We start from the raw sequence: 21,263 nt of genomic DNA, 5'->3' as shown, positions 1-21,263 counted from the left end.
TAGGTTTAAATTGTTAAAGAACTTTACTTGTTGAGCCTTCCTTTTAGTAAGGAGCCTCTCGAAGTGGACGGCCATTCTAGCGGATTAGATTCCAGTGTCAAACACTTTTTCCAGCTAATTTTTCAAAGCATCTTAAATGCTTATCACCGTCTTGTTACTCAGTTCAAACCGCTTGGTTATCCTTGGCAACGGAGGCGCATTATAGAGAGAATAATCCTTTGTACAAGGCTAAAAACGAAAAAAAGCCGCCACCGGCGACCGTTCGAACACTATTCACACAAAGCGTTTAAAATAGGTACGATTAAGCCTTAATTTCGGCCAATCGTACCTACCGTTCTTACTTCAACTATTGGTGAGCAATAATGCGGTCGTTGTTTACTAATAGCTGCACTTTCTTATCTGGATTAATTTTTCCTGCCAGTATCGCTTTCGCTAACGGGTTCTCGACACTTTGTTGAATCGCTCTTTTCAAAGGTCGTGCACCATATACTGGATCAAAACCAACTTGAGAAATTAACTTGAGTGCTTTATCCGAAACTTCAAGCTCATAACCATTGTCTTCCATTCTCTTCTTAAGGTGCTCAAGCTGAATAGCGGCTATCGACTGAATGTGCTCTTGACCCAATGGATGGAACACCACGCTTTCATCAACTCGGTTCAAAAACTCAGGACGGAAATGTTTACCTACCACTTCCATCACTTCATTCTTTATTCCTTGGTAGTCGAGCGTATTGAAGTTCTCTTGAATTCTCGAAGAGCCAAGGTTGGATGTCATGATCACTACCGTGTTTCTAAAATCGACTGTACGACCTTGTCCATCAGTTAAGCGTCCATCATCAAGCACCTGCAATAAGATATTGAAAACATCAGGATGCGCTTTCTCTACTTCATCTAGCAAAATCACTGAATAAGGCTTGCGACGCACTGCTTCTGTTAAGTAACCACCTTCTTCATATCCAACGTAACCCGGAGGAGCACCAACCAAACGAGCAACAGAGTGTTTCTCCATAAACTCAGACATGTCGATACGCACCATTGCATCGTCACTATCAAACATGAAGTTCGCGAGTGTTTTACACAACTCCGTTTTACCAACGCCAGTTGGACCAAGGAATAAGAAAGATCCAATCGGCTTGTTTGGATCAGATAAACCTGCACGGCTACGACGAATCGCATTCGATACCACTTCGACAGCTTCCGCTTGGCCAATAACTCGCTTATGTAGAACACCTTCCATGTTAAGAAGCTTCTCTTTCTCGGCTTCTAGCATTTTAGAAACAGGTATGCCTGTTTGCTTCGATAGCACGTCTGCAATTTCTGCATCAGTGACCTTATTACGCAGCAGCGTCATTTCTTGCATTTCAGCTTGAGTCGCAAGATCTAACTGCTTCTCTAATTCTGGGATTCGACCGTATTGCAATTCAGACATTCGGTTAAGATCACCAGCACGTCTCGCAAAATCCATATCCATACGCGCTTGTTCTAGCTCTGACTTGATGTGTTGCGTGCCAGAAAGCGCGGCTTTCTCTGCATTCCACACTTCTTCAAGCTCTGCGAAATCTCGTTCTTTGTCAGAAAGCTCTTCTTGTAATGTTCGAAGGCGTTTTTCACTGGCTTCATCATTTTCATTGGTAAGAGCTTGCTGCTCGATCTTCAATTGAATGATTTTACGCTCGAGCTTATCTAGCGACTCAGGTTTTGAGTCGATCTGCATACGGATACTCGAAGCCGCTTCATCAATCAGATCAATCGCTTTATCCGGCAGTTGACGATCAGAAACGTATCGATGAGATAGTGTTGCTGCAGCCACGATTGCTGGGTCGGTAATTTCTACATGATGATGAAGTTCATAGCGCTCTTTCAAACCACGAAGAATCGCCACCGTGTCTTCAACCGTTGGTTCATCGACAAGCACTTTTTGGAAGCGGCGCTCTAACGCTGGATCTTTCTCTATGTATTGACGGTATTCATCAAGAGTCGTTGCGCCAACACAGTGGAGTTCACCACGAGCCAACGCTGGTTTTAGCATGTTACCGGCATCCATAGAGCCTTCACCTTTACCAGCGCCGACCATAGTATGAATTTCATCGATGAAGAGAATGATATTGCCCTCTTCTTTAGACAATTCATTGAGGACTGACTTCAAACGCTCTTCAAACTCACCACGATATTTAGCGCCAGCTACCAAAGCACCCATGTCTAATGAAAGTACGCGTCGGCCTCTTAAACCTTCTGGCACTTCATTGTTAATAATGCGCTGAGCCAAACCTTCAACGATAGCTGTCTTACCAACACCAGGTTCACCGATAATGACTGGGTTGTTCTTAGTACGACGCTGAAGTACTTGGATAGTACGGCGGATTTCGTCATCTCGGCCAATTACCGGATCCAGCTTGCCTTGCTCCGCTCTTTCAGTCAGATCGATGGTGAACTTCTCTAACGCTTGGCGTCGGTCTTCGGCATTTGGGTCATCAACTTTTTGACCGCCACGAACCTGCTCGATAGCTTGAGATAATTTTTGCTCAGTAAGACCTAGCTCTTTAAGCAGGTTACCTAAAGGGCCTTTATCTTCAATTGCGGCAAGTAGGAAGACTTCCGAAGAAATGTATGTGTCTTGACGCTTTTGTGCGACCTTGTCACATAGGTTGAACAAAGTACCCATTGCATTCGACAGTTGAACATCACCACCGATACCACTTACTTTCGGTACACGGTCTAATATTTCGCTTAGCTTTGAACGCAATTGAACCACATCAATATTCAGCATGGTGAGCAATGGACGAATTGCACTACCATCTTGATTAAGCAAAGACACCATTAGGTGCACAGGCTCTATATATTGGTGATCACGACCTAATGCGAGCGACTGAGCATCAGATATCGCAATTTGGAATTTACTAGTGAATCGATCGAGACGCATGCCAACCTTCCTACTCTTAGATATGTTTATCTTATGGTTAGAAGATGGATACGGTAACGCGGATTTTCAAGGGATAAGAATGAAGAATAGAGCTGTTATAAAAATATAAATGAGCTGGATGACTGGTTGCACTAGTTAAAGGTTACTCTAACCAAATAAAAGTAGCTTGGCGTCCAGTAATACCATCACGACGATAAGAATAGAACGCATCGGCATCAGCGAAGGTACATAGATTAGAGTCTGTCACAGAAGTTACACCAACTTTGTTCAGTCGTTGCGTTGCAAGCTGAGACATATTCGCTAGCCATTTGCCTGGTTCAGCTTTGGCTTCAAATGCGAGCTTAGCTTGAGAGTCAAAACTAACGAAAGCTTCCAACACATCATCGCCTACTTCAAAAGCTTGTTTGCCTATTGCAGGACCAAGCCAAGCAATGATCTTATTCTCTGAACCTAAGTTTGAAAACTTTGCGACGGCATTTTCAAGAATGCCACCAGCAAGACCACGCCAACCAGCATGAACTGCAGCAACTTGAGTGCCTTTGGTATCAGTAAGGATTACAGGTAAGCAATCGGCTGTCATCGCAGAACAAACAACATCTTTAGCTGTGGTAAATGCACCGTCAGCATCAAGAATATCTGCCGTAGGGTGTAAAACCGTAACGACATCTGTTGAGTGAGTTTGATGTAGCCATACCGGAGCGGCAGGCATATTAGCGTGTTGCTTGAGCCAGGCTCTGTTGTTTTCAACAAGCGAAGCATCATCCCCAACATGCGTACCTAGGTTTAATCCTTGATACGCACCAGTAGAAAAACCATCAAAACGTGTCGAAGCAAATGCTTTCACGTTTTTTGGTGCATTCCAGTTAGGGATGATCATCGACATGATTAAATGTCGTCTTCCAAGTTTTCGCGCGCATCAACACGTAACGCTTCAGCCATCACGACCATGTCATTTGGCACAGGAGCGTGGAACTCAACTTCTTCACCTGTAATTGGGTGAACAAATTTAAGCATAACGGCGTGCAGTGCTTGGCGATCAAAAGAACGAATCATTGTTGTTAGTTCTTCAGATGCACCTTTTGGAATACGAGCACGACCACCGTATGCAACGTCACCTAGCAGCGGATGCTGAAGGTATGACATGTGAACACGAATTTGGTGAGTACGACCCGTTTCTAGGCGTAGACGAATACGAGTATGCTCGCGGAAGTGCTCAGCAACACGGTAGTGAGTTACCGCTGGCTTTCCTAATTCATTTACATCCATCAAGGTACGCTTAGTTGCATGACGGCTAATGCCTTTCTCTACCACACCACCAGCGGTCATTTTGCCAATTGCAATTGCTTCATATTCACGAGTAATACGACGCTTAGCAAGAGCACGCACAAGACGAGTTTGAGCAGGAACCGTTTTAGCCACAACCATAAGGCCTGTTGTGTCTTTATCAAGACGGTGCACAATACCTGCACGAGGCACTTCTGCAATCTGTGGGTAATGGAAAAGCAATGCGTTTAGTATGGTTCCATCCGGTGTGCCTGCGCCTGGGTGTACAACCAGATCGCGAGGCTTATTGATAACCAATAAGTCATCATCTTCGTAGACAATGTTTAGAGGAATATCTTGTGCTTCCCAGCGCTCTTCATCTGCAAGTTCAGCTTGCAAGATGATCTCTTCACCGCCCAAAACCTTAACACGCGGCTTTGTAATAACTTCACCATCCACTTGGATTTTGCCGTCAAGAAGCCACTCTTTAATGCGAGAGCGAGAAAAATCGGTAAATAGTTCAGCGACAGCTTGGTCTAAACGTTGACCTAACTGGCTGCTTTTTACTGTGTCTGTTAATGTGATCTGCTGAGCCATATCGAACTTTTTTAAAAACCGTGAGACTAATACCCATTAGTATGGATAAAATAGAATAATTGCATCATTGTATCTGTTACTGGTTAGAAAGTAACGGAAGCTTACGAAATATTTAATTCAAGGAATCGACGCCTGACATGAAACACCTTACTTTATCGGGTCTATTAGCCGTATCACTCTTGGTTGGTTGTTCAAGTAGTGAAGAGATAGTGCCAGATGTACCACCATCGGTTCTCTACTCTGACGCTCAAGAATCACTGCAGAGCGGTAGCTGGCTTTCAGCAATAGAAAAGCTAGAAGCCCTAGACTCACGTTACCCATTCGGCGCCTATTCTGAGCAAGTACAGCTCGATCTGATTTACGCTTACTACAAAAATGATGACTTGGCACTTGGCCTCGCTACCATTTCACGTTTCCTACGTTTGAACCCAACGCATGAGAAACAAGACTGGGTTCTTTACATGCGCGGCTTAACGCACATGGCGCAAGACCGAAACTTCATGCACGATATTTTTAATATCGACCGTAGTGACCGAGATCCTGAACCAGTGAAACTTGCGTTTGCTGACTTCAAGCGACTACTCGAACGTTTCCCTAGTAGCCCTTATGCTGAAGATGCACAAAAACGCATGTTCGCACTTAAGAACCGCCTAGCAGAGTATGACTTAGCAACCGCTGATTTCTACCTACGCCGCGAAGCTTGGATTGCTGCGATCAACAGAACGCAAGAGCTGCAAAAAACTTACCCAGACACCATTGCTGCGCGTAAGTCTTTAGATATCCAGCTAAAAGCTTATCAACAACTCGGCCTAGATGACGCTGTGTTAAGAACAGAAAAGTTGATTGAGTTAAACCCACTACCTTAATCAAACCTCTTACATCTCAATCCTAAAAGCGCGCTAATTTACTAGCGCGCTTTTTTTCATCTACATATCGCAAACTTGATGGATCGCATAATACACGGTATCTTCAAAAGATAACTTTTAACAAAACATCAACATGGAGTGTGGATGTGAGTAGGTTGTTATTATTTATCTGGATATCGCTATTTAGCCACTTATCCTACGCATTAGAACTGTCTCCATTAAGCAATAAGCCTTACATGGGTGACTTGGATGAGCTCAAAACCAAAGGAACGGTTAGAGTGCTAGTGTCTGCCGATCTTGGTTTCTATTACATCGAGGATGGCAAGCCAAAAGGCATCGTGGCAGAAATGCTCTACCACTTTGAGAAAAGCCTTCGTAAGAAACATCCCTACCTCAATGTTCAAGTCATCCCCGTGCAACGAGATGATCTACTTCCCTCTTTAGAGTCTGGCTATGGTGATGTCGCTGTCGCTAACCTAACGATCACCGATAAACGATTACGAACCATCGATTTTTCGGATCCGATGATTAAAGATGGTAAAGAACTCATTATCACAGGGAAAAAGGCCGAACCTATCACCGAAATCAAGCAATTGAGTGGCAAAGAGGTGTGGATACGAGCAAGCTCGAGTTACTTCGAGAGTGTACAAAGAGTCAATAAGGAGCTTAACGAGCTAGGTTTACCACCACTGCATGTCCACTTTATCGAGGAGTCATTACAAGACTACGAGCTGATAGAACTGGTTAACCAAGGTTATATACAAGGCACAATTCTGGATAACCATAAAGCCAAGCTCTGGATCGATGTAATGGAAAACATTCAAGTCCATAACGACTTACCTTTACGAGAAAATGGTCGTATTGCTTGGGCTTTAAGAAAAGACAGCCCTCAACTGAAGAAAGAGATAAACAAATACGTCAAGACCGCACGAACAGGCACCCTGCTTGGGAATGTCATCTACCAGAAATACATCGACAATACTCGCTGGTTAGGCCGAGCACTCAACCCCAATAAAGTAGACCGAGTAGCTAAACTCTCAGATGTCTTTGAAAAGTATTCGAGCAAGTATGAATTTGATCCTTTGATGATGTCAGCTCAAGGTTTCCAAGAATCAGGACTGGATCAGAGCCGGATTTCTCATCGCGGGGCTATTGGTGTGATGCAGGTATTACCGAGTACCGCCAAAGATAAAAACGTCAACATCAAAAACATACATAAGGTGGATAACAACATCCATGCGGGTGTGAAATACATGCGTTTCATTAAGGACAGGTATTTTGACGACCCTGCCATTACGGCAGATAACCAAATCTACTTCACTTTGGCTTCTTACAATGCTGGTCCTGCTAAGATCAGAAAGATGAGGCGCATTGCCAAGCAGAAAGGTTACAACCCAAACATCTGGTTTAAAAACGTAGAAATCATCACTCGTAAATACGTGAGCAAAGAACCGGTGACCTATGTCGCCAACATCAACCGTTACTTTGTAATCTATAAGCAGTTACAAGCTATCAATGCTATCCGAGAAAATGGGACAGCCAGACTACTCAAAACCAACGATTAGTTTGTCTTCAACCCTAAGAGCCAGGGGTGCTAAGGTGCTAAAGAAAATTAAAAACACAAAAGCCGCATAAGAAAACTTATGCGGCTTTTGCTTATCAAATTCAGAGGAAGCTTACATAGTGATATATATCACGAGATCTACATCACAAAACACTATTGAGTAAATTTCAATCAAACACTTTCAATAAGCTGTAAGACGCCCCTAAAAACTGATTTAATTTTTAGCGAAGCCTTGCCTCCAAGTTATCGTTTTTCATAAGGATAACAAGCATTTTTCGCCAAAAAGATACTAAGACTTGCGTAAGATCACATTTGATTTTAATGCTTATCCCACCCAACCAAAACAAGATCCAGATCACATTCTTTATTCCTAAAAGTCGTAATCTGAAGTTAACCCATGAGGGATACAACAGAGGAAAACTTCTATGAAAATGAACATCACTGGTAAAAACATCGACATTACCTCTGCAATCCGTGATCACATAGAAAGCAAATTTAAAAAGCTAGATAAATGGCAAGTAGACATCATTGGCTGCCAAGCGAGCTTTAGCGAAGAACCAAACAAGAAGAAGAAATTTGAAGCGGTACTAACCGTACCAAAAGGCCAACTTGTTGCTTCATCAATCCATGACGACCTCTACGTAGCGATCAACGAAGTAGAACAAAAACTAGAGCGTCAACTCAACAAGCTACGCCATAAACCAGAAGCGCGCCGCGCTGAAAAGCCTGAAATCGAAGAGCTAGAAGCTGAAGTAGAATAAGGAAAGAGAACAGATTAAAAAATAGCGCCTCAGGGCGCTATTTTTTTGCTTGACGCTCGTAGCTCGCTTGCTTATTGTGTTTAAACATTCATAAAACAATCACTTTTTATGCACACTCAATCTTTGTTTATTTTTGACTTCTTTTTTCTTCCGTAAATCGGAGGCTAAGTCGTTTTAGAAAAACAAGTCAAAAACGAACAAGAAGCCTCCCACACTAGGGAGGCTTTTTTATAAGGACACATTTATGACTGACCGCTCAATTTCACTGGATGATATCCGCCTTCGTCTTAATGATTTAGACGACGAACTCCTGAAGTTACTTTCAGAGCGTCGCAAGCTAAGTATCGAAGTCGCTAAAAGCAAAGTAGAGACATCAAAACCAGTTCGTGATGCAGTACGAGAACAACAACTATTAGTTAAGCTGATCAACAACGGCAAAGATAAATACGAACTTAATGCGCAGTACATTACCAAGCTGTTTCACACCATCATCGAAGATTCCGTTTTACTACAACAGTCATACTTACAAAACCTAGCGAACCCGCAAAGCCGTAAACCATTGGCTCGCGTTGCATTCTTAGGTTCTAAGGGATCGTATTCTCACCTTGCGAGCCGCGAATACTTCAGCCGCAAGAATATGGAATTGATTGAGCTGAACTGTAATCACTTCAAAGAAGTCGCATCAACAGTAGAGTCTGGCCATGCCGACTACGGTGTCCTGCCGATTGAGAACACCAGTTCAGGGTCAATTAACGAGGTCTACGACCTGTTACAGCATACGACTCTATACATTGTTGGCGAACTTTCTCAACCGATTGAGCACTGCCTTGTTGCTAAAAGTGATATCCGTTTAGAAGACATCAAAACACTCTACTCGCACCCACAACCTCATCAACAATGCAGTGAGTTCTTGAGCCGCCTTAAGGGTGTCAACCTTGAGTCTTGCGCAAGCACCGCTGATGCAATGAAAAAAGTTAAAGAATTGGGTGGTAATGACGTAGCTGCTATTGGTAATGCATCGAGCGGTAAGCTTTATGGACTACAGCCAATCCAGAGCAATATTGCAAACCAAACAGAGAACCACACTCGTTTCATCGTTGTGGCGCGTAAGCCTGTTGAAGTATCGACTCAAATACCAGCGAAAACAACGCTCATCATGTCGACATCTCAAGAGGCGGGTTCTTTGGTAGAAACACTACTGATCCTGCAACGCTTAGGCATCAACATGACTAAGCTAGAATCTCGTCCTATCATGGGTAACCCTTGGGAAGAGATGTTCTATGTCGATTTAGAGGCGCATCTGGATTCAGATAATATGCAACAAGCGATAACGGAACTAACAGCCATTACTCGCCACCTTAAAGTGTTGGGTTGCTACCCAAGTGAGAACATCAAAGCGACTCAAGTTAAGTTGTCATAGCTGAAAGTGAGTATCAGCTTTTAGCTAACATAAGTATTTGGCCTACAGCAGGCCAAATACTTAAATCACCCTCTAGTCGAGTACTATTCTCGCTAAGAAAACTCACCCTAGCATGCCTGAAACACAATTCACTTGTTTCGCACATTCGGCACGCTTACTCTCTCCACTACTTGAGCCTTTCTAACAAAAACTCATTAGTGGCTTTTTTTATCAATAAAGACAAAACCTTACCCCCTTCACAGGAAATCATCGAACTACGTATAATTAATAGCGAGTAAGCATTAAGTAACATAAACTTATGCGCTTAATTTATAAATAGTGTTGTCATTAACTATGAAGCTAAGTACTAAAATCTTACTACTAATAGCCCCTGTGATACTGATCAGTACCGCGGCTTCTAGCTATATTATTTATTCGACGCAAAAAAGCAGTTTCATCAAACGCGAAGACAACGCACTTCAACTGAACATGGAAAAACTAGCCGGATACTTTCGCCAATCTCGTTCGTTCCTCAATAGCTACTCTTACACCTTGACCCAGAGTGATATGGTGAAGCGTTATTTTCTCACTGATCAAAATCTATCTCGCGATCTTGAACTGGTCAGTAATCTTCGAGAAGCCATTCATTTCCTGCAAGATGACGATGAAAGCTATACAGGTTTAGCGCTTCTTAATGGTGATCGAAAACTGCGTTATTACGCGGATAATAGCAATGACTCACGCACTCAGATTGACAGTAAGATATTGGAGTATGTTGACCTGCACTATCAAGACACCTTAGCAACATCGAGTACCAACTATATTCAAAACTCCCAAGGCGAAGGGATGTTGGTTCACTATGACAAGGTAGATAGAAAAGCGATTTTCCCAACCGTTAACAATCAACCCGACGATGTGTTCTTTGTTGTTGTCTCTGTCTCTCTCGACAAATTTAATGCGCTGAGAAAACAGATAGAGTTCGACTACCAAACCAGCTTGTTCTTCACATCCATAGCGGTTTCTTTGGAAAATGATGTTACTCACTCAGTCAAGCTTGCACCAGAACTGTACGCCACGGTCGATCCGGCGCAATTCCTGTTGGAAAACAAGCTCGATTCAATTTGGAACAAGCTGAGTTTGTCGTTTGCACTGTCTGCGTTTGTAACTGTCGCTCTGCTACTCATGCTTCTGTCTCGCACTGTGATTACTCCAATAACACGGCTCGATCGACAGCTACAGCAAGTCGAAAAAAAACAACGTAAGAACATTGAACGCTTAGGCACTCGTGACGAGCTTGGCCGCCTATCACAGCGTTTTTATGACATGTACCAAGAGTTAGATAACACCTACCAACAGACCAAGCTCTTGGCCGAAAATGATCAGTTAACTCAAATAGCCAATAGGCATCAGTTTCAAACCTTCGTTCAGCAATCGTTGCCAAAACCGAGTTCGAATACCGAAACCTGGGTTCTCTATTTTGACTTGGACAACTTCAAGTTTGTGAACGACAAATACGGACATCAAATCGGCGACTCGATTCTGGTCTCTTTTGCTCAGCGTATTTCAGATATTTGTCGTCACTATAAAGAGGAGTTCGACGCTCATTGTATGCCAGCCCGACTTTCTGGAGACGAGTTCGTTGTCTACATTAACGCTCCTAGTCACCGAGGAAATGTCGCGCATCGATTCTCGAATGATTTACTGACTCCACTGCAAAAAGGTTTTGTCACCGAATCAGGCAGCTTTCCGATCACGGTCAGTATTGGTATTGCGACCTACCCTAATGATGGCAACTCAATCGAGAAGCTACTGTCCAACGCGGATACTGCGATGTACCAAGCCAAGCGTGCCGGTAAAAACCAATTTGCTGACTATTCACGGGATTTAGACAAAGCCATTCAGCGCCAAGCAGACATTGAACGTGCGCTTAGAGGTAAGAATTTTGATGATGAATTCAGGCTCGTTTACATGCCCTACATGGATTCTACCGGGACTGATGTTATTGGCGTTGAGGTGTTATTACGTTGGAATTCAAAGCAACTTGGTTTGGTTCCACCGGATGAGTTCATTCCAATAGCCGAACAAACCGGGCTGTTCGAACATGTTGACCGCTGGGTAATACAGAATGCGTTTGCTTCATTCCATCGACTTCAGACTCAATTTGATCACTCGATTCAATTGTCGATCAACTTATCTTCTGCTGGCATTGAAACCACTCACCTTGCGGGTTTCATTAAAGAACACGCGGAGTTAAATCGAATTCCACCAAGCCTAATCGATTTTGAAATCACTGAAACCTTTTACTCAAATTCAGAAGGTTTTCCATTGCTGAACGAACTGGCATGCATGGGCTATCGACTTGCGATTGATGATTTTGGTTCCGGTTACACCTCTATCACTCAACTGGTGCAGTATCCAACTCAGAAAATTAAATTGGATAAAGCGTTTTTGGATACCTTGATTGAGACCAATAACCAGAACATCGTAAAACCGGTTATCGGGTTGTGTCATGCTCAAGGGAAAAAGGTCACCGCCGAAGGGATTGAAACTCAAGGCATGCACCAGTGGTTACAGGATGCACAGTGCGATATGCTGCAAGGCTATTACTTTGGTAAACCCATGCCACTAGAAGAATTGAGTGACTGGTACCGACAACATCAACTCAATCTAATCGACAACAAAAAGAATCCGACACATGAAATCTGTAATCATCGCATCGCTGAACCCAGCTAAAATAAACGCCGTTAAAAGTGCGTTCTTATCTGCTTTTCCTGATACTGAATTTGATTTCAAAGGCATCAGCGTCCCTAGTGGTGTCGCCGATCAACCGATGAGCAATGATGAAACCTATCAAGGTGCCGTGAATCGAGTTCACAACGCAACTCAAGCTCAGCCTGATGCAGACTTCTATGTTGGTCTAGAAGCGGGAATAGAAACAAACGTCACCTTTGCCTGGATGGTGATCGAAACGAATGGCCAACGTGGCGAGTCTCGTTCAGCAAGTCTGATGCTGCCACCAGCCGTGCTTGAGAAACTAGAGCATGCAAACGAGTTAGGGGATGTGATGGATGAAGTGTTTGGTACCGACAATATCAAACAGAAAGGTGGTGCCATTGGCCTACTGACACATAACCAATTGTCACGCAGTTCGGTCTATCATCAAGCTTTAATTTTGGCTCTGATCCCATTTGTGAATCCTGAACACTTTCCTATTTAGTATTTGAGGCTTCCTTAAACTTCAAAAGATTCCAAGAACAATCTTCAGAAACAAAAAACGCTAACATCCAGTTAGCGTTTTTTATCGAATTCGTATTCATACTATCGCGTGATAGCTTAATTCCATTATTACTTTAGCAATAGGTCGGCGATCACGACTTTCTCTTGCTCAGATTTGGCCTTTAGCTCATTTGAGCCTCTGGTTATCGTCGCTACGCCTACGCCCAGCATTTGACTCACCTGTCGTTGAGACATATCGCCTTTCATCAGCTCACAGAAGATATTAATTCGAGCAACCAGAGCATCTCGCTCGTCTGGTGTCATCATCATAGTCAACAACAGCTCGTGCTGATCTTTTTCGACAGCCGTCTTTACCAAGTCCATCAGTTGTTGCCAATTATCATATTCAGGTTGTGATGCCATATCTCTACACTTACTTTTAAATTCTGACTTTAAAGAGTCGCTTAACGATTGAAAGCGTTTAACACTTTATACCGAAACACTTGATGCGATCCAATGTAAAAAGGCAGTAAGTGGAAATGGTTCGCACTCACTGCCTTTATTCTTACTCAGTTTCGGGCCAAATGCCGAAGGCTTAGTATTTCGTTTTTGCCTCATGGGGCGCTAAAAACGTCCCTTTCTCACCCAAGATATCTCGATAGTAGGTCTCAAACATCAAGATATTCTGAACGTAGCCACGTGTCTCTTTGAATGGGATCATTTCGATAAATGCAAAGGCATCGAGCTTTTCATCGCTGCGTGAACGCCACTGTTTCACACGGCTAGGTCCAGCATTATAAGCCGCAAACGCAAAGATACGGTTGTCATCATATTGAGCGAGTAAACCATCTAAGTAGTGACTGCCAATCTCAATGTTTTTGCCGACATCATAAAGATCATCGCTGCCCTGATACTTAATCTTATGTTTGTTCGCTGTGTATTGCGCCGTCTTGGGCATAATTTGCATAATGCCACGCGCGCCAACTGAAGAGCGAGCTTCTGAATCCATCGCACTCTCTTGTCTTGCTAAAGACATCAAAGTGATTGGATCGAGATCGTGCTTTTCAGCGTAGAAGTTAAACCACCACTTATGAGCAACAGGGAAGCGCAGCGCAATGTTATCCCACATCTTCGCAGAGATACTCGCTGTTACGGTAAAGTGATTCCAACGCTGTGTCGCAGCGTAAGCGGCAAGCATCTCTTTTTGCTCTTTATCTGCATTGGTCAGTAACCAGCGCCATTCACTTTTCGCTGCCGCAATTTTGTCTCGGTCAATCAGTTCACCAATACGCACCAAAGAGGTGTCGAATGGCTTCACTGTTTCAGCATTGTATTTAAGTGTCGATGTTGGATATTGAACTGGCTTACCTAACTGCTTAGCCGCAGCCACACTGTAGAAATTACGCTGACCCAAGATATCTGACAGTCGCTTATTGCCTTTGTCAGTATCGCCCGTCGCGATTTCAGCTCTGCCCTGCCAATATTGCCAACGAAGCGAAGCCTGATGTTTATCATCCAAGCGCGCTATCCACTCTTTCAAACCCGTCCAATCGGCATGTTGAATTGCTAAGCGAGCACGTCGTTCCAGCAGAACTTGCTTTGATGAACTCGCGAGCATTTTGTCGCGCCACACCATTAACTCTTCAGAGTCGGTGTTGATCAGACGAAACGTTAGGTAATCAGCGAGCTCTTGAGATTTCTCTTTCGAAAACTTCTGAGCCTTGATGACATCATCAAACACCTTTTGAGCACTGCTTGATGATTTCCTTGCTAGCTTCTCGAAAGCAAACTCGGTTTGAGCTTGGTAGAATTCATTCGCTGGATGTTTTTTAGCAAACGCGAGTACATTTTCAGGCTTGTTGTACAACGCCTTAATCTGCTTCGCTTGAGCAATTGACTCATCATGATCCAATTGCTTAATCAGATAGCTCATTAACTTACCGTTACGGCCCTCGAACGCTAGCAGCATTCTATCCAGAATCAGCTCATCAGTTCTTAGCCCAGCTTGATCCCAGCTTTTAAATAAAGGGTCACAAGCGTCATCAACACCACTACCACTCAACCAAAGTTGTTTAGCTCCTTTAAAGGCAAGCTCTTGGTTACCTTGCTCGTAATGCGCTCGATAATAAATACATTGGTATTTTTCACCGACAGGCTCTTTGGTTTGAAACTCAAGGATCGTCTTCCACTGTTTTTGAGAAGCCAATGAGTCCAAATAAGGTGCGCGCATTCGATTGGAGAAAGGCAATGCCTTGTTCTCTTCAATGAAAGCATCGACCTCAGCAGGTGTGCGATCACCTAAGCCAATCAGAAAGGCCCGATAATCGGTGTAAGGTGTTAAAGGGTATGTTTGAATTTTGTTACGCAGCGCGGAGTAAGCTTTTAGATCACGGCTGTCTAAAACCTCTTGCGCTTTGTCATAAACGTCACGCTGCATTTCAAGCTCGGATGCATTGCTAGCCATAGCGACCGGAGCCAGTGAAACCGAAGACAAAATTGCCGATGCAGCCACAGCAATTTTCGTATTACCAATGCGGAAAAACATTCGCTCTTTCCTTAGTGCGTGTATGAATACGTGAAGTCTATTTACGCCCGACATCACATCAAATGTAAAGGATTTGAGTGTAAATATTATTAATATTTAACACTTCGCCTCAGAAGCCCATTAAATATAGTTTTAATGACCAATGTGACAATAATAGGTAAGGATTAGTTCAAGAGTGGCTTTTCTGCCCTAGGAGTAACATCTTTGAGGATATTGGTATAAAATAGCAGACAATTTTGAACAATAATTAGGATCGATCGGCAATGGCTGAATACGTATATACCATGTCTCGGGTGAGCAAAACTGTTCCACCTAAGCGTCAAATTCTTAAAGACATTTCTCTTAGCTTTTTTCCTGGCGCTAAAATCGGTGTTTTGGGTCTAAATGGTTCAGGTAAATCTACCCTACTACGTATCATGGCTGGTATTGATACTGATATTGATGGTGAAGCACGTGCACAACAAGGTCTTAAAGTAGGTTACCTACCGCAAGAACCTGTACTAGACGAATCAAAAACGGTTCGTGAAATCGTAGAAGAAGCGGTTTCTGACGTTGCTGACGCACTTAAGCGTATCGATGCAGTTTACGCAGCTTACGCAGAACCAGATGCAGATTTCGATGCACTTGCAAAAGAGCAAGGCGAACTAGAAGCACTGATTCAAGCAAAAGACGGTCACAACTTAGAGACTGCTCTAGAGCGTGCTGCTGATGCACTTCGTCTTCCAGAGTGGGATGCGAAAATTGAATTCCTATCAGGTGGTGAGCGTCGTCGTGTTGCTATCTGTCGTCTACTTCTTGAAAAGCCAGACATGCTGCTTCTTGATGAACCAACCAACCACTTGGATGCAGAATCAGTAGCATGGCTTGAGCACTTCCTTGTTGATTACAGTGGTACTGTTGTGGCGATTACCCACGACCGTTACTTCCTAGACAACGCAGCTGGCTGGATTCTAGAACTTGACCGTGGTGAAGGTATCCCATGGCAAGGTAACTACACGTCTTGGCTAGAGCAAAAAGACGAGCGTCTTAAGCAAGAAAAAGCGGGCGAAAGCGCACGTCAAAAGACAATCGAAAAAGAACTTGAATGGGTTCGTCAAAACCCTAAAGGCCGTCAAGCTAAGTCTAAAGCTCGTATGGCTCGTTTTGAAGAACTGACGACTGGCCAATACCAGAAGCGTAACGAAACTAACGAACTGTTCATCCCGCCAGGTGAGCGTCTAGGTGATAAAGTTCTTGAAGTGAACAACCTGACTAAATCGTTTGGTGATCGCGTTCTTATCGACGACCTATCGTTCAGCATGCCTAAGGGTGCAATCGTGGGTATCGTAGGTGCCAACGGTGCGGGTAAATCAACACTATTCAAGATGCTAAGCGGCGCAGAACAACCAGACTCAGGTACGGTTGAACTGGGCGAAACCGTTAAGCTTGCTTCTGTTGATCAGTTCCGTGACAGCATGGACGACACTAAGACAGTATTCCAAGAGATCTCTGAAGGCGCTGATATCATTAAGATCAACAACTTCGAAATCCCTGCGCGTGCTTACTGTTCTCGTTTCAACTTTAAAGGCAACGACCAACAGAAGATCATCGGTGAGCTTTCTGGTGGTGAACGTAACCGTGTTCACTTAGCGAAACTGCTAAAAGCGGGCGGTAACGTACTGCTACTCGATGAGCCTACCAACGACCTTGACGTTGAAACGCTACGTGCTCTTGAAGAAGCACTGCTTGAATTCCCTGGCTGTGCAATGGTTATCTCGCATGACCGTTGGTTCCTTGACCGTATTGCGACCCATATCTTAGACTACCGTGATGAAGGTCAAGTTAACTTCTACGAAGGTAACTATACTGAGTACACTGAGTGGCTTAAGCAGACTCTAGGCGCACAAGCGGCAGAACCGCACCGTATCAAGTACAAGCGTATAGCTAAGTAAATAAGCTTGTATTTTGAACAAAGGCCGCGATAATAGCGGCCTTTGATATATCTGGCTTACGTGTAATGCATCGATATAGAGAGATTACTTATGGTTGAAAGACGTCAATTTTCACGAGTTATTTATCAAGTCCCTACTGAGATCTCACAAGGACAAGTAAATATATCAGGCTCAGTGCAAGACTTATCACTCCATGGTTTACTCATTCAATGCAATGAATCAAAACAACTTAGCCATGATGTCCCTGTTCAAGTGAGCTTTAAGCTCGAAAACAGTGATATCAATATTCAGTTAGAAGCAACGATAGTCTCTACCATCAATACCTCAATGCGTTTACGCATAGAGCATTTAGATATTGATAGTATCAGCCACCTTAAGCGACTTGTGGAGCTTAATGTTGGCGACGATGAACTGCTTTATAGAGAGATTGAACACCTTACCGACTTAGGTAGTAAGTGACATCTCCATTACCCTTTTTCTATTAGAAGCATTTAGTTAATACAGAACCATGTCTAAAAAACTATCCATTACTATTCCCTCCAGTCAGGGGGAACAGACGTTTTACTTCGGCCGTAAAGCCGTGCTCATTTGCACTACTGCCATTTTTTCAGTACCGCTATTGATTGGCGGAGCGGCGTACATGCACTTCGAGAGTAAACAAGAACTCGCACTGCAAGCGGGTGATGCCCAACAGTTGATTGAAACACTGATTGTTGAAAAAGAACAAACAGAATTTCTTTATGCTGAGCAAGTAGAAACCAACCATTCGCTATCGCAAACACTGACCGAGAAAGAAGGCACAATTCAGCTACTTGGTAAGCGTGTATTCGATGTGGAATCAGTACTGGGTCTTGCTGATGAAGAGCTGCTTACCGATGATATTTCTTTAGAAGATCGCATTGATGCAGCTGCAGTCGATTCAGCAGTAAGAGCCACGATGTTCCGCTTGATTCCAAACGACAGTCCGATGGCTTATCAGCGTATATCTTCTTCTTATGGTAGCCGCACTAACCCTATTTCAGGGAAACGCCATGTACATACTGGTATCGATTTAACGTGTAAGCGTGGTGAAGATATTGTCGCGCCCGCAGATGGAGTCATTGAAACAGTACGCCCAAGTAAAAAAGGCTTCGGCAACTTTATTACTATGCGTCACTCGTTTGGTTTCATGAGTTCTTATGCGCACCTACAGAAGTTTAAAGTACGTAGCGGTCAGTTTGTGAGTAAAGGCGATGTGATTGCGAGCTGTGGTAATTCAGGTAACTCAACCGGCCCACACTTGCATTATGAAGTACGCTTCCTTGGTCGTTCACTGAACCCTCAATACTTGATGGATTGGACACCGGAAAACTTCAACTACGTGTTCGAGAAAGAGAAAAAGGTTAAGTGGGGCCCACTGGTTCAACTGATTGATAATGTGGTTCGCTTGCAGATCAACCTGACTAACGTGCCTTACATCAGTTCAACTATCGACACAGTATCGAGTGAAGATAGCAAAAAACCTATCACGACTAACTAGTTGTTAATGGCTAACTAGTTGTTAATAGCTAAGACCTGTTGATTTGGCCTATGATGATCTAATTGCTTTTAGTCTACTGTAGGCAAAATGCTTTCATAGCGTTCAGCACAAACAAAAAGAGCGACCAGATGGTCGCTCTTTTTTATGATTTCAAATCAGTATTAACCACGATGAATCGAGTCATGTGCTTGTTTTAGAAGACTTTGGCTCTCTTGCAAGAATTGTTGTGAGTAGTCACCAAACCAATCACTCACTTGGTTGAAGCTCTCAACAAACTTAGCCTTATCTTTGCCATCTAGGATTTCTAACGCTTCTCCGAAACAGCTATGGAAGCGTCGAATCATCTCAATATTCTCATCCGAAGAAAGAATGATATCGCCGTACAAGTTCGGGTCTTGAGCAAACAGACGACCAACCATCGCAATCTCAAGTCGGTAGATTGGCGAGCTTAGTTTCAGAAGTTGATCAATGTTCGGGTTCTCTTTACTCAGGTGCAAGCCGTAAGCAAAAGAGGTGAAGTGACGAAGTGCTTGAATCAAGGTCATGCCGTGATCGTGTTCAGCTGCATCCATCTGGCAAAGGCTCGCGCCCCAAATACCAAATTGATTCAGTAGCCATTGGTAACTTTCAGAACCACGACCATCACTGTAAACAATCACCTGCTTAGCAAGGCTAGGAACATCAGGACCAAACATTGGGTGCAATCCAACTACTGGGCCTTGATGCATGTTCATCATTGCTTGTAGAGGTTTAGATTTAATTGACGTCAAATCACATAGAATACAATCGCTTGGTAGATTACCTAGCTTCGCAATCACACCTTCCGTTAGGTGAATTGGAACCGTAACAACCACAAGCCCAGCATTATCTAAGATTTCGTCGGCCTTATCCCAATCTTGGCTGCCAAGGATTTTTACTTCGTAGCCAGACAGTTTGAACATACGACCAAACAAGCCACCAAGTTGACCATTACCACCAACGATCACCACTGAACGTAACTCTGGGTTAAGACACTTAAAGCCAGAATCTTTCTCACTGGCATAAGACTCACGCATAGTACGACGCAAAATATCTTCGATTAACTGTGGTGGAACCCCTATTTTCTCGGCTTCTTGACGACGAGATGCCAGCATCGCAGCTTCACGTTCTGGTACATAAATAGGTAAACCATGTTCACTTTTTACTTCGCCTACTTTCTCTACTAGAGCAAGGCGTTGAGCCAGTAAATCCAACATTTGTTTATCGACAGCATCGATTTGGTCGCGTAATTCGTTCAGTTCAACGGCCATTTTATTCCTTACTAATCTATAAGCCCGTGCCAATCTATCATCCCACAATCACGTAGGTTCGCTAGCAACAGATCTTAAAATGCCCCATTAGATGAGGCACTTAAATTTAAACTCTGACTAACCTTTCAAGCGGTTCTCTAAGAACGGGACTAATTCCGTATGTGCATGTTTTAATAGTGCCTCAGTTGAATCCCAATTGATACACGCGTCGGTAATAGAAACGCCGTATTTCATCTCATTGAGAGGTATATCCGAAGATTGATTTCCTTCGTTAATATGGCTTTCAATCATCAGGCCGATAATCGACTTGTTGCCTTCACGAATTTGGTGAATCACATCTTCTGCAACTAAAGGTTGGCGACGGAAATCTTTACGAGAGTTCGCGTGGCTACAGTCGACCATTAGCGCGGCCTCTAAGCCAGATTTACCCAGCTCTTGCTCACATTCGTGTACCGATACTGAATCGTAGTTCGTCTGCTTACCGCCACGTAAAATCACGTGACCATTTGGGTTACCTTGCGTTGTTAGTAGTGCAACTTGACCTTCGCGGCTGATACCCATGAAACGGTGGCTAGAAGAAGCCGCCTGCATTGCATTGATTGCAGTGCCTAGGTTGCCATCGGTACCGTTTTTAAAACCGATTGGCATTGAAAGACCACTTGCCATCTCACGGTGAGTTTGAGATTCAGTCGTACGAGCGCCAATAGCCGCCCAGCTGAAGGTATCTGCTAGGTATTGCGGGCTAATTGGGTCTAATGCTTCAGTCGCTAGTGGGATTTCCATCTCAGCGAGTTCAACAAGTAGTTCACGACCAACATGCAGACCATGCTCAATATCGAAAGTGCCGTCTAGATGTGGGTCATTGATCAAACCTTTCCAACCGACAGTGGTACGAGGTTTCTCAAAGTAAACACGCATAACAATATACAGTTGATCGCTAAGTTGCTCAGATAAGGCTTTTAGGCGTTTCGCGTACTCTTTCGCAGCTTCAATGTCATGGATAGAACATGGGCCACATACAACAAGCATGCGATGATCTTTCTTATGAATGATGTTTGCGATAGTTTGACGAGACTCTTGAATGAAACGACGAGCATTATCACTCAAAGGCAGTTTTGCTTTTAACTCCTCAGGAGTAATCAGTACCTGTTCGTCGATGATATTGACATTGCTTAATTCACTTTTCTGCATAACTCAACCTGTATATTTATTTTTACACCCAACATTTCCATTTGGGCTAACAATCTTTAAAAACACAATAACAGCTAAAAAAACGATTGCAAGTGTAAACAATAAAAAACATTAACTGTAAATTTTATATTACACATTGAATTTAGCTCACTCTAAGAGATAAATAGGTTTAAACCATGGATCACAATCGAGTAGGAGGAGG

General features: G+C 43.5%; 16 protein-coding genes and 1 other annotated feature. Of the genes, 9 read left to right on the top strand and 7 right to left on the bottom strand.

The annotated features are described in order from the left end of the window. Nucleotides 1-346: 346 nt before the first annotated feature. The 3 genes from clpB to rluD all read right to left on the bottom strand — a co-directional run bounded on the left by clpB (nt 347) and on the right by rluD (nt 4,780). On the bottom strand, nt 347-2,920 hold the full coding sequence (clpB, locus tag AB4375_RS20890) for an ATP-dependent chaperone ClpB (RefSeq protein ID WP_017062851.1): 2,574 nt from the start codon (nt 2,918-2,920) through the stop codon (nt 347-349). Between the two features lie 142 nt (nt 2,921-3,062). Further along, the gene (gene pgeF / locus AB4375_RS20885) at nt 3,063-3,803 is read right to left on the bottom strand and encodes a peptidoglycan editing factor PgeF (RefSeq protein WP_065584732.1); all 741 of its coding nucleotides are present in this window, start codon (nt 3,801-3,803) and stop codon (nt 3,063-3,065) included. A 2-nt stretch (nt 3,804-3,805) separates the two neighbouring features. Continuing rightward, on the bottom strand, nt 3,806-4,780 hold the full coding sequence (gene rluD, locus AB4375_RS20880) for a 23S rRNA pseudouridine(1911/1915/1917) synthase RluD (protein WP_017059364.1): 975 nt from the start codon (nt 4,778-4,780) through the stop codon (nt 3,806-3,808). Nucleotides 4,781-4,917: 137 nt separating this feature from the next. Here rluD and AB4375_RS20875 point away from each other — a divergent pair, with 137 nt between their 5' ends. From AB4375_RS20875 to yjjX, 6 genes are all read left to right on the top strand, one after another. After that, complete coding sequence (locus AB4375_RS20875; protein ID WP_017059363.1) at nt 4,918-5,646, top strand: outer membrane protein assembly factor BamD; 729 nt, start codon at nt 4,918-4,920, stop codon at nt 5,644-5,646. Nucleotides 5,647-5,786: 140 nt separating this feature from the next. Next, nucleotides 5,787-7,211, top strand: a complete 1,425-nt coding sequence (locus AB4375_RS20870) for a transporter substrate-binding domain-containing protein (RefSeq protein ID WP_372052453.1) — start codon at nt 5,787-5,789, stop codon at nt 7,209-7,211. A 424-nt stretch (nt 7,212-7,635) separates the two neighbouring features. Further along, nucleotides 7,636-7,971: a ribosome hibernation-promoting factor, HPF/YfiA family gene (gene hpf, locus AB4375_RS20865; RefSeq protein WP_004735034.1), complete on the top strand. Its 336-nt coding sequence runs from the start codon at nt 7,636-7,638 to the stop codon at nt 7,969-7,971. A 110-nt stretch (nt 7,972-8,081) separates the two neighbouring features. After that, nucleotides 8,082-8,203, top strand: a sequence feature (Phe leader region). A 12-nt stretch (nt 8,204-8,215) separates the two neighbouring features. Continuing rightward, nucleotides 8,216-9,391, top strand: a complete 1,176-nt coding sequence (gene pheA / locus AB4375_RS20860; protein ID WP_136982881.1) for a prephenate dehydratase — start codon at nt 8,216-8,218, stop codon at nt 9,389-9,391. Between the two features lie 333 nt (nt 9,392-9,724). Then, nucleotides 9,725-12,103: a putative bifunctional diguanylate cyclase/phosphodiesterase gene (locus AB4375_RS20855; protein WP_372052452.1), complete on the top strand. Its 2,379-nt coding sequence runs from the start codon at nt 9,725-9,727 to the stop codon at nt 12,101-12,103. Then, nucleotides 12,066-12,587 (top strand): inosine/xanthosine triphosphatase, encoded by a 522-nt coding sequence (gene yjjX, locus AB4375_RS20850; protein WP_017059359.1) that lies wholly within the window; start codon nt 12,066-12,068, stop codon nt 12,585-12,587. Before AB4375_RS20855 ends, yjjX begins: the two co-directional genes overlap by 38 nt. Before the next feature lie 128 nt (nt 12,588-12,715). Here the strand turns inward: yjjX and trpR are convergent, their stop codons facing one another. Both trpR and sltY read right to left on the bottom strand, forming a co-directional pair. Next, complete coding sequence (gene trpR, locus AB4375_RS20845) at nt 12,716-13,009, bottom strand: trp operon repressor (RefSeq protein ID WP_017059358.1); 294 nt, start codon at nt 13,007-13,009, stop codon at nt 12,716-12,718. A 172-nt stretch (nt 13,010-13,181) separates the two neighbouring features. Continuing rightward, a complete protein-coding gene (sltY, locus tag AB4375_RS20840) occupies nt 13,182-15,131 on the bottom strand; it encodes a murein transglycosylase (protein ID WP_372052451.1) in 1,950 nt (649 codons plus the stop codon). A gap of 263 nt (nt 15,132-15,394) precedes the next feature. Between sltY and ettA the strand changes: the two genes are divergently transcribed. The 3 genes from ettA to AB4375_RS20825 all read left to right on the top strand — a co-directional run bounded on the left by ettA (nt 15,395) and on the right by AB4375_RS20825 (nt 18,581). Further along, the gene (ettA, locus tag AB4375_RS20835) at nt 15,395-17,062 is read left to right on the top strand and encodes an energy-dependent translational throttle protein EttA (protein ID WP_372052450.1); all 1,668 of its coding nucleotides are present in this window, start codon (nt 15,395-15,397) and stop codon (nt 17,060-17,062) included. A 90-nt stretch (nt 17,063-17,152) separates the two neighbouring features. Beyond that, nucleotides 17,153-17,521, top strand: a complete 369-nt coding sequence (locus tag AB4375_RS20830; protein WP_017062857.1) for a PilZ domain-containing protein — start codon at nt 17,153-17,155, stop codon at nt 17,519-17,521. 49 nt (nt 17,522-17,570) lie between these two features. After that, a complete protein-coding gene (locus tag AB4375_RS20825; protein ID WP_029235676.1) occupies nt 17,571-18,581 on the top strand; it encodes a M23 family metallopeptidase in 1,011 nt (336 codons plus the stop codon). Nucleotides 18,582-18,742: 161 nt separating this feature from the next. Here AB4375_RS20825 and tyrA read toward each other — a convergent pair whose 3' ends face one another. Both tyrA and AB4375_RS20815 read right to left on the bottom strand, forming a co-directional pair. Further along, nucleotides 18,743-19,870, bottom strand: a complete 1,128-nt coding sequence (gene tyrA / locus AB4375_RS20820; protein WP_017056144.1) for a bifunctional chorismate mutase/prephenate dehydrogenase — start codon at nt 19,868-19,870, stop codon at nt 18,743-18,745. A 117-nt stretch (nt 19,871-19,987) separates the two neighbouring features. Then, the gene (locus AB4375_RS20815) at nt 19,988-21,061 is read right to left on the bottom strand and encodes a 3-deoxy-7-phosphoheptulonate synthase (RefSeq protein WP_017059354.1); all 1,074 of its coding nucleotides are present in this window, start codon (nt 21,059-21,061) and stop codon (nt 19,988-19,990) included. Between the last annotated feature and the right edge of the window lie 202 nt (nt 21,062-21,263).

It is taken from the genome of Vibrio sp. 10N.261.51.C6 (assembly GCF_041471785.1).
Taxonomy (GTDB): Bacteria; Pseudomonadota; Gammaproteobacteria; order Enterobacterales; family Vibrionaceae; genus Vibrio; species Vibrio crassostreae_C.
Note: the sequence above shows the minus strand (reverse complement) of the source record. Positions and strands in the feature narration are given on the sequence as shown.